Source organism: Dietzia sp. SLG310A2-38A2, from assembly GCF_014145095.1.
Classification (GTDB): domain Bacteria; phylum Actinomycetota; class Actinomycetes; order Mycobacteriales; family Mycobacteriaceae; genus Dietzia.
The window spans coordinates 1-9,578 of record NZ_JAALDX010000173.1; the positions used below are offsets into that span (position 1 = coordinate 1).

Genomic DNA, 9,578 nt, shown 5'->3' on the forward strand with positions numbered 1-9,578 from the left:
GCGGAGGCGTTCATCCCGCGTGTCACGGGGGCCGGCAAGGACGTGATCGTGTGCTCGTGCGGCGTGTTCGCTCGGCACGAGGACCCACAGGACCTCATCGGGGACGGCCCGGGCCGCGTCCTCGTCCCCGCCGGGGCCGTGGGCGGACTGGACGTCCTCGCGGCGGCGGCAAGGGCGGGCACCGATCGTGCCGCCCTTCGCCACTTCACCGTCAAGAGCCCGGCGGCCCTGGGTGTCGAGGAGGCCCTGGACGCCCCACTCGAGGTCTTCCGCGGATCTGCGCGGCAGGCCGCGTTGGAGTTCCCCCGCACCTCCAACGCCTCCGTGGCACTCGCGCTCGCGACCCTTGGCCTGGACCGCGTGGAGGCGATCGTGGTGGCCGACCCCGAGGTGCATCGAACCCGACACGTGGTGGAGTGGAAGTCCCCGGTGGGCCGCTACGACATGTGTTTCGAGAACGCGGTCGATCCTGACTCCGGCGGCCGGACCTCGGCGATCACGGCGTGGTCGGTGGCCGGGGTCCTCACCTCGATCAGGGCGGGGGCCGGACCCGGGGTGGTGGTCGTGGGCGCGGCCCGACCGGTGGATGGTGTCCGGGTGACGCCATAGCGTGGAGGACCCAGCCGCTACGAAAGGTGTCCCATGACCCACGCACGGCCCTCCGACCCCGACCCCGGCCAGAGCCCCGATCTCGACAGCGGCGGCTCGCCCGACGGCCCGCAGACCCCGGACTCCGATTCCACGTCGATGCAGTCCGACAGCGCCACGGAGAAGCAGAGCCCGACCCAACAGCAGAGCCCCACCCCGACGCCGTCCAAGAAGGGGGCGTACATCGCGATCGTCGTCATCGTCCTCGTCGTCCTCCTCCTGGTCATCGGGCTCGCGGGTTACGCATACGAAGTGTTCTGATCATGTCCGCCGCGTTCGACACCGTGATCATCGGAGCGGGCAACGCCGGGGTCTCCCTGGCGGCGCGCCTGCGCCGGGACGGCCGGCAGAACATCGCTCTGGTGGACCCGAGTCCCGTCCACCGCTACCGGCCGATGCTCAACTACGCCGCCACCGGCCTGGCACCCATGAGGCGGTACGAACGCGCGATGACGAGCGTCGTCCCCGCCGGCGTACAACTGCTCCCCCACCTGGCCGGGCGGGTCGACACGGACGCCCACACCGTCACCCTCGGTCCGCGCGAGGAGGGCCCCACTGTCACCTACGAGGACCTGATCGTCTGCCCCGGCCTGACCCCTCGGTGGGACGCGATCCCCGGACTGGACAAGGCCTACGTCGCCGGATGGGCGGCATCGGCCCACGTGCCCGAGTACGCCGGTCGCGCATGCGCCGCGCTGGTCCGCCTTCGTGAGGGGACCGTGGTGTTCTCGGTGCCACCCGAACCCGCCTCCTGCGGCGGGACCGTGCTCAAGGCCATGTTCCTGGCGTGTGACCGCTGGCGGCGCGAGAAGGTGCTCGATCGTATCGATGTGCACCTGGTGACCCCGTTCCGCGGACTGCTCGGACTCGAACCGTGCGACTCGCGGTTGCACTCGTACCTCCGGGAGTACGGCGTCACCGTCCACGAGGGGTCCGAGGTCGCCGCCGTGGATCACCACTCCCGCACCGTCACGCTCGACGGCCCGGTCCCCACCACGATCGAGGACGTCGACCTGGCCTACGTCACACCTCTGAGCCGCGCGCCGAAGTTCATCGCCGACGCCGGGTTGTCCGACGGGGGTGACGCCGGGCTCGTCGACGTGGACCCCCGGCTCCTGCGCCACACGCGAGTCGACTCGGTCTGGGGTCTGGGCGACGCCGCGACCATCGATACCCGCCCGTCCGGTGGGGCGTTGCGGTCCCAGGTGGCGGTGGTCGCCGACAACCTGCGCGCGGCCCGGGACGGCGGCCCCGGTTCACGGTACGACGGCTACACGATCATCCCGATCGCCGTGAGCCGCGACCGACTGATGCTGGTCGAGCACGACCGGGACGGCCGGCCGGCGCCGTCTGTGCGCGGGATCGACCTGACCGTGCCCAGACGCTCGACCTACGCGTTCGACCGATACCTGCAGCCGGTGGTCTACTTCCGGAAGCTCCTTCGGGGTCGGGTCTGAGAGCGGGTCAGTCCCGCGACCCGGCCCCGGCACACAGTGCGGCCTCGATCATGTCGTAGAGGTGCGCCACGACTTCCTCGAACCGCGCGTTGACCACGGTGTTGCGGGCGTCCCGACGGTCCTCGTAGACCGCCAGCGCCCCGGTGAACATCTGGGTGGCCAGGTCGATGCGTTCGAACGCCACCCGCCGCGGCAGGTGGGAGAGCACGTCGATCAGCCGCACCACCACGTCGTCGGTCGCCGTCCGCAGATCCGCCTCCGGGATGCCGGGTGCCATGACCGGCCCGACCCGCTGCAGGAACCGCGCGTAGTGCGTGGCCTCGGGGTGGGTGCGCAGGAGCTCGACGATGGGCTCGAACAGCACCCCGACGAGGGTGTGCAGGTCGTAGCCCAGTCCCTGCTCGTCGGCCGTGGCCAGCCGCGCCTTCCGGGCGGAGTCCAGGGAGATGATGCGGCGACGCAACACCTGCAGGATCAACCCGTCGCGGCTACCGAAGTGGTACTGGACCGCCGAATTGTTGCGTTGACCGGCCGCCGTCGCGACATCGCGCATCGAGACGTCGTCCAGCCCCCGCTCGCTGATCATCTTCTCGGCGACCTCGATCATCGCCGTCTTGGCGTCCTTTGCCTCACTGGAATCACCGGCCTCCCTGGAGTCACCGGACTCCTCGGCATTCCCTGAGTCCTCGGAGATGCCGGTCACGTCGGCTGCGCTCTCCTCGGCTGTGGTCTCATCAGATCTTCGCTGCACCGGGACTCCACTTCCGACCTGCCGCCTCGCCCAGCTGATTGAAACTGAGCACCGTCAGGAATAGTACGACCGCCGGGACCCCGACGAGATACGGGTGTCGCTGGAAATCGGACTGACCGGCACTGATCATGTTGCCCCACGTCGGTTCCGGCCGGGGAATGCTCAGCCCCAGGTAGCTCAGCGAGGCCTCGGCCACGATCAGCACGGCGACGAGCATGAAGCTGTAGGAGAAGACCGGTTGGACGATGTTCGGGGTGACCTCCCGCAGCATGATCCGCAGCTCGCCCGCCCCGAGCGACCGCGCCGCGGTGACGAACTCCCGACCGGCGAAGCTCATCGCGTTGGCCCGGACGAGCCGTGCGTAGGCCGGGACCACCATGATCCCGAGGGCGAGGGTGATGTTGGGCAGCGTCGGGTCGAGCACCGTGACGATGGCGATGAGCAGGATGAGGGACGGGAACGCCAGCAGGGTGTCGGTGATGATGGAGACGATGCGGTCGGTCCACCCACCCCGGTAGCCGGCCACCAACCCGAGCGCGCCACCGATCAGGGCCCCGACCAGGACACCGCCGATACCCACGACCAGGGACACCCGGGCGCCGTAGAGCAGGCCTCCCAGGATGTCCAGGCCCTGGCTGTCGGTGCCGAGTGGGTGCTCGGACAACAGGTCGGGGGCGAGGGTCGACGGCGTCATCAGCGCGAGGGACGGATCGCGCGCCTCGCTCAGCGGCAGGAAGTCCACGAACAGCGCGCCCAGAACGATGAGGATCGTCCAGCCCAGCGCGAGCGCGGTGCCGAGTCCGGACACCCGGGGCATCCGTGGTCGGCGGCGCACCGGCGTGGCCGCGGCCACGGTGGTGTCCGCGACGACGGGGGCGGTCGAGGCAGGGTCCCCCGCGACACCGCCGGCCGGGGCGGCCCCGGGACGGGTGGCGTCAGAGCGGGTGGCGTCGGAGCGGGTCGAGTCGGTGTCAGCCACGGCGGATCCTCGGGTCGATGAGTGCGTACGTGACGTCGACGGTCATGTTGACCAGGACGTAGAACACGGCGATCACGATCACCCCGCCCAGGACTACCGGCAGGTTGTCGTTCTGGACGGCGTCGACGATCATGCTGCCCATGCCCGGGAGGTTGAACAGCCGCTCGACCACCACCGTCCCGCCGATGAGCCGGCCCAGGCTGATGCCGGCGAGGGTGATGATGGAGACAGTGGACGGTCGCAGTGCCTCCGCGACGAGGACATGCCGGGTGGGCATGCCCTTGGCGCGCGCCGAGAGGACGAAGTCCTGCTGGAGGGTGGAGATCATGTCGGTCCGCAGGACTCGGGTGAAGATCGCGACCTCCATCAGGGCGAGGGTGATGGCCGGAAGGGCGATGCTCCGCAGGTTCTCCCCCAGCCCGTCGGCCAGCGGCACGTAGCCCTGACGCGGGAATTCGGGGAGGAACAGGGCCAACAGGGCCAGCACCGCACCCACGCCGACGCCGCCGATCAGGGCCCGGCCCCACATCACCCCGGGTGACCCGGGCCCGCCGCGTCTGCTGAGCGGGGACAACGCCACCGCGAGGCCGATCACCACCGCCGCACCGAGGATCAACTGCTGCGCCAGCGAGTGGTTGAAGACCAACAGGTAGATCAGCAGGAGGCCGGCCACGAAGCTGGGCACCGAGATGAACGCGAACGCCACGATCGAGGCCACCTGGTCGAACACCCCACCGCGGCGGTAGGCCGACCACACGGCGACCGGCACCGCTATCGCCAGCGACAGGATGATCGACAGGAACGCGAGCTGCATGGTGACCGGCAGGGCGTTGCCGATCATCTCCGCCACCGACTGGTTGGGCGGGACGAGCGAGTTTCCGAGATCGCCGGAGGCCAGCCCCCCGACCCAGTCGGAGAACCGGGTCCACACGGGCTTGTCCAGCCCCAGCTCCTCCCTCGCCAGCTGGTATTGCTCCGCGGTGGCTCCCGGGCCGACGGCCGAGGCCGCGGAGTCGCCCGGCACCGCCTCCATGAGGAAGAACGCGCCGGTCGCGGCGAGTACGACGACGACGACCGCGTGCAGCGCGCGTTCGCCAATGAACCTGAGCACGTAGAGACCCTTCGGTTGAGACACCGCCTGAGGCGGTTGCTTAGTCGTCTTGACGTAGCCACCATATGTCGTGATACTCGTCACAGCAAGACGGATTAAGTAGATGACTTAGACCGGACCATCACACCGAGGAGGCCGTCATCGCCGCCGCACCACCCCGCAGACCCGTGTCGTCGAACGACCGGGACGACCTGCTGCTCGAGGTCCGGGATCTCCGCACCCACATCGACACCCCCTCCGGGCGCATCACGCCCGTCGACGGGGTCGACATCTCCCTGCGCCGCGGCGAGACCATCGGCATCGTCGGCGAGTCCGGCTCCGGCAAGTCGATGCTCGTCCGCTCGATCATGGGCATCGCCCCCACCACCGCCCGGGTGGATCCCGCCTCGACGGTCCGGTTCAACGGCCGCGACGTCCTGGCCCTGTCCCAGCGCGAGGCGCAGAAGTTCTGGGGCCGCGAGATCGCGATGGTCTTCCAGGACCCGCTCACCTCGCTCAACCCCATCCGGACCATCGGCCGGCAGATCATCGACCCGCTGCGGCACCATCTGGGGCTCGGTCGCCGGGAGGCGGCCGACCGCGCGGTCGAACTCCTGGAGCGGGTCCGGATCCCCTCGCCCCGGGCCCGCCTCACCGAGTACCCCCACCAGCTCTCCGGTGGCATGCGCCAGCGTGTGGGGATCGCCATCGCCCTGTCCTGTTCGCCCAAGCTGCTCATCGCCGACGAGCCCACCACCGCGCTCGACGTGACGGTGCAGCACGAGATCCTGGACCTCCTCCACGGGCTGCAGGCCGACGGGGACATGGCGATGATCCTGGTCTCCCACGACCTGGCCGTCGTCTCGCAGCACACCGACCGGATCGGGGTCATGTACGCCGGCCGGTTCCTCGAGGTGGGCGACACCCGGGCGCTGCTCGACGAGCCCGCGCACCCCTACACCGGCGCGCTGCTGGACTCGATCCCGCGACCGGACCTGCCTCCGCACACCCTGCTCACCGTGATCGAGGGGCGCCCGCCCAACCTGCGGGAGATGCCGCCGGGATGCCGGTTCGCCCCGAGATGCCCACGGGTGGCGGAGGACTGCCTCGTCGTCGACCCCCCTCTCGAGGACCTGGCCACGGTGTCGACCAGTCACCCCGCGGCGACCGCCGTCCACCGCGTCGGATGCCTCCACCCCACCGTCCCCGCCCACCACCGCACCAACAGCGAGGCCTCATGACCGGCTCCAGTCAGAACGTCGCCGATGCGCGCACCCCGTCGGAGGCGGGGCGGCCCGGCGACGCCAAGCTCGTCGTAGACCATGTGACCGTCGAGTACCACACGCGTAAGGGCACGGTCCACGCCGTCTCGGACGTCTCGCTCGACGTCCCCCGCGGTAAGACGCTGGCACTGGTCGGCGAGTCCGGCTGCGGCAAGTCCAGCCTCGGTCGCGCGTTGCTCCAGCTACCCCGGCCCACCTCCGGCCGCGTGGTGGTGGACGAGACCGACCTGTGCTCGCTGTCCGGGGCATCCCTCAAGCGGGCCCGCAAGATGATCCAGATGGTGTTCCAGGACCCCGTCTCCTCGCTCAACCCCCGCCGGAAGGTCCGGGACATCGTGGCGGAGGGCCTGGAGATCCAGGGCGTCGACGGGGGCCGTGAGGAGATCCGGCGCCGGGTCGACGCGGCCCTCGAGGCGGTGGGTCTGGACCCCGAGCACGCCGGTGACCGGCGTCCGTCCGAGTTCTCGGGCGGGCAGTGTCAACGCATCGCGCTGGCGCGGGCGCTGGTGCTCGAGCCCGAGGTGCTGGTGTGCGACGAGCCGGTCTCCGCGCTCGACGTCTCCGTGCAGGCGCAGATCCTCAACCTTCTCGAGGAGATGAAGGAGCGCTACCGGCTGACGATGGTCTTCATCTCCCACGACCTGTCGGTGGTGCACAACATCGCCGACCAGGTGGCCGTGATGTACCTGGGCACGGTGTGCGAGGTCGCCGACACCTCCTCCCTCTACCGCGCGCCCGCCCACCCGTACACGATGCTGCTCATCTCGTCGGCCCCCACGCTCGGCGGCACCCTCGCGGACACGCTCGGCGAGTCGCCGATCACCGCCACGAGTTCGGAGCTGCCCTCCCCGCTCGACCCCCCGTCCGGCTGTCGCTTCCGTACCCGGTGCCCCCGGGCCACCGAGATCTGCGCCGCCGAACGCCCACAGCTGACCGTCATCGCACCCGGCCACCAGGTCGCGTGCCACCACCCTCTCGAGGAGAACCGATGAAGCGCACCACCAGCGCACTGGCCGTACTAGCGGCGGCCACCCTGACCCTGACCGCATGTGGCGGAGGCGGGGACGACTCGTCAACCGCGGCCGGCGGGGAGGGCCTGGCGCCGGACCAGTCCGAGCGCTGCACCGAGGACCGCGCCGGCGGCACGATCACCGTGGGTGAGTTCTCCATGCTCCCCAGCTTCGCGCCCGGCCAGGGCCAGTACGGCGTCCGCGGCGGCGCCCAGTCGGCGGCCGTCTACGACCGGCTGATGGTGTGGAACCCGGAGGCCGAGGAGTTCGAACCCAAGCTCGCCGAGTCCCTCGAGTCCAATGACGACAACACCGTGTGGACCCTGACCCTGCGTGACGGTGTGACCTTCTCCAACGGCGACCCGCTCACCGCGGAGGATGTCGCGTTCACGGTGGGCCTGCACAAGGACCCCGCCACCCGGTCGGTCGCGATGACCGAGGCCATGGAGATCACCGACGCCCGAGTCGTGGACCCGCTCACCGTCGAGTTCACGCTCGCCGACCCGTGGGCCGGGTTCCCCATCACGCTCGCCGGGACCGTCGGGGAGGTCATCCCCCGGGACGCCTACGAGGCCGCCGACCCGCAGGAGTGGGCCAGCAACCCGATCGGCGCCGGCGCATTCACAGTCGCCGACTTCACGCCGGACCAGGAGACCGTGCTCGAGCCCAACCCGGAGTACTACGGGGGCCCCGTCTGCCCGACCCTGAAGTTCATCCGCATCCCCGGATCCCAGGGCACCTATGACGCGTTCCAGACGGGCGAGGTCCAGGTCGGGTTCCTGCGCGGCGCCAAGTTCGTGAACATGGCCCAGGATGACGACGTCCGCGGCTTCGAGGAGATCATCAGCTCCGGCTCGGTGATCAACATGAACTCCGGCAAGGCCGGATACGACGGCGTCCTGACCGACGTCCGCGCCCGCCAGGCCGTCGCCGCCGCGCTGGACCGCGACCTGTGGAACCAGCGGTTGTACAACGGTGAGGGTCAGGCCACCTCCGCGCTCGTCGCCGACTCCTCCCGCCTGTACGACGGCCAGGAAGGGCCGTCGTACGACGTCGAGGCGGCGCGGGCCCTGGTCGAGGAGGTCAAGGCCGACACCCCGGACTGGGACGGCACCCTGCGCATGCTCATCGGCGACGGTCCCGAGAACATCGAGGCCGGAGTGGTGGCCAAGGCGCTGCTGGATGCGGCCGGGTTCACCGTCGTGATCGACAACGCGCCGGTCTCCCAGGTCACCGCGCGTCAGTTCACCGGGGACTTCGAGATCGTGATCGGTGGACTGGCCACCTCGGATGCCGATCCGGCGGCCGCCTTCGCCAGCGGCATGCTCCCGACCGGGGCGACCAACATCACCGGGATCGACGACCCGGAGCTCACCGCGGCCATCAACGACCTCAAGGCCGCCGCCGACCTCGACGCCCAGAAGGAGGCGCTCACCCGCCTGCAGGAGGTCTTCAACGAGGTGCAGCCGTTCACCGTGATGGCCAACGCCGAGCAGTACGTGACGGTCTCCGACACCGTCGGTGGCCTCACCCCGACGCTGTCCTCGACGGTTCTCTACGACGGGGCGTTCGTGACCGAGTGACGGTCGAGGAGTGACCCCTCAGGCCCGCAGGCCTGAGGGGCCACCACCGCACCACACCGACGTGCCCCGGGCTCTCGCTCACAGTCGAGAGCCCGGGGCACGTCTCTGCCCGGAACGGGCGTCACCATCCCTCGTACCCCGGCGCCACCGTCACCCACGGCGCGGCGGCCTCGAGCTGCCCCGACAGGCGCAGCAGCACGTCCTCGCGGGCGTAGTCGGCGACCAGCTGCACGCCGACGGGCAAGCCCCGGTCGTCAGAGGCCAGCGGCAGGGAGATGGCCGGTTGCCCGGAGAGGTTGAACATGCTCGTGCACACCGAGAACGCCGAGGACCGCGTCCACATCGCCTCCGGGTCGGTGGGGTCGAGGTAGCCCAGCTCCGGGGTGGTGGAGGGCAACGTCGGCAGCATCAGCACGTCCACGCCGTCGGGGCCGAACAGTTCGGCCACGCGCCAGCCGGTCCGCGTGGCGGTCTGCAGGGCCCGGGCGACGTCGGGCGCGGAGTGGGTCATGGCGTTGTCGAGGATCACCCGGGTCCAGGGCTCGATGTCGTCGTCGTGAAGGTCCCTCCCCAGCGCGGCGAGGCGCGCGTCGATGGTGGCCCGCAGCTGGGCGCCCATGATGGCGCCGACGGCCGACATCCCCTCCAGCACGTCGACGTCCAGCTCCACCTCGCCCACGTCGTGGCCGAGCCCGGCGAGCAGTCCGGCGGTGTGATCGACCGCGGCACTGCAGGCGGGGTCGGTGGGGAACGGACCGGGCGCGACGCGCAGCATGC

General features: G+C 70.4%; 10 protein-coding genes. 6 read left to right on the forward strand and 4 right to left on the reverse strand.

Going from position 1 to position 9,578, the window contains the following annotated elements:
* The 3 genes from G6027_RS06855 to G6027_RS06865 form a co-directional block, all read left to right on the forward strand.
* Positions 1-609 (forward strand): aspartate dehydrogenase domain-containing protein (locus G6027_RS06855; protein WP_182636520.1); only part of this gene is annotated, 609 nt, incomplete at its 5' end.
* 33 nt (positions 610-642) lie between these two features.
* On the forward strand, positions 643-909 hold the full coding sequence (locus tag G6027_RS06860) for a hypothetical protein (RefSeq protein WP_182636521.1): 267 nt from the start codon (positions 643-645) through the stop codon (positions 907-909).
* 2 nt (positions 910-911) lie between these two features.
* Positions 912-2,105: an FAD/NAD(P)-binding oxidoreductase gene (locus G6027_RS06865; RefSeq protein ID WP_182636522.1), complete on the forward strand. Its 1,194-nt coding sequence runs from the start codon at positions 912-914 to the stop codon at positions 2,103-2,105.
* A 7-nt stretch (positions 2,106-2,112) separates the two neighbouring features.
* On the opposite strand, the gene G6027_RS06870 is transcribed toward G6027_RS06865, so the two are convergent.
* The 3 genes from G6027_RS06870 to G6027_RS19455 are packed head-to-tail and all read right to left on the reverse strand — an operon-like array spanning position 2,113 to position 4,946.
* Positions 2,113-2,808, reverse strand: coding sequence for a TetR family transcriptional regulator (locus tag G6027_RS06870; RefSeq protein ID WP_346995650.1), 696 nt, complete (start codon positions 2,806-2,808; stop codon positions 2,113-2,115).
* Between the two features lie 31 nt (positions 2,809-2,839).
* On the reverse strand, positions 2,840-3,835 hold the full coding sequence (locus tag G6027_RS06875; protein ID WP_346995651.1) for an ABC transporter permease: 996 nt from the start codon (positions 3,833-3,835) through the stop codon (positions 2,840-2,842).
* A complete protein-coding gene (locus tag G6027_RS19455) occupies positions 3,828-4,946 on the reverse strand; it encodes an ABC transporter permease subunit (RefSeq protein ID WP_182636523.1) in 1,119 nt (372 codons plus the stop codon). Before G6027_RS19455 ends, G6027_RS06875 begins: the two co-directional genes overlap by 8 nt.
* 167 nt (positions 4,947-5,113) lie before the next feature.
* On the opposite strand from G6027_RS19455, the gene G6027_RS06885 reads away from it, so the two are divergent.
* From G6027_RS06885 to G6027_RS06895, 3 genes are read left to right on the forward strand one after another with little or no spacing between them, the layout of a single operon-like run.
* Positions 5,114-6,166 carry an ABC transporter ATP-binding protein gene (locus G6027_RS06885; RefSeq protein ID WP_346995652.1) on the forward strand — a complete coding sequence of 351 codons (1,053 nt, stop codon included), beginning with the start codon at positions 5,114-5,116 and terminating at the stop codon, positions 6,164-6,166.
* Positions 6,163-7,200: an oligopeptide/dipeptide ABC transporter ATP-binding protein gene (locus tag G6027_RS06890; RefSeq protein WP_182636524.1), complete on the forward strand. Its 1,038-nt coding sequence runs from the start codon at positions 6,163-6,165 to the stop codon at positions 7,198-7,200. Before G6027_RS06885 ends, G6027_RS06890 begins: the two co-directional genes overlap by 4 nt.
* Complete coding sequence (locus tag G6027_RS06895; protein WP_182636525.1) at positions 7,197-8,801, forward strand: ABC transporter substrate-binding protein; 1,605 nt, start codon at positions 7,197-7,199, stop codon at positions 8,799-8,801. Before G6027_RS06890 ends, G6027_RS06895 begins: the two co-directional genes overlap by 4 nt.
* 121 nt (positions 8,802-8,922) lie before the next feature.
* Here G6027_RS06895 and G6027_RS06900 read toward each other — a convergent pair.
* Positions 8,923-9,578 (reverse strand): amidase family protein (locus G6027_RS06900; RefSeq protein ID WP_241726890.1); only part of this gene is annotated, 656 nt, incomplete at its 5' end.

What these genes read in the sequence shown, in the direction of transcription:
- G6027_RS06865 (WP_182636522.1), top strand. Translation starts at nt 912, where the DNA reads ATGTCCGCCGCGTTCGACACCGTGATCATCGGAGCGGGCAACGCCGGG.
- G6027_RS06860 (WP_182636521.1), top strand. Translation starts at nt 643, where the DNA reads ATGACCCACGCACGGCCCTCCGACCCCGACCCCGGCCAGAGCCCCGAT.
- G6027_RS06890 (WP_182636524.1), top strand. Translation starts at nt 6,163, where the DNA reads ATGACCGGCTCCAGTCAGAACGTCGCCGATGCGCGCACCCCGTCGGAG.
- G6027_RS06895 (WP_182636525.1), top strand. Translation starts at nt 7,197, where the DNA reads ATGAAGCGCACCACCAGCGCACTGGCCGTACTAGCGGCGGCCACCCTG.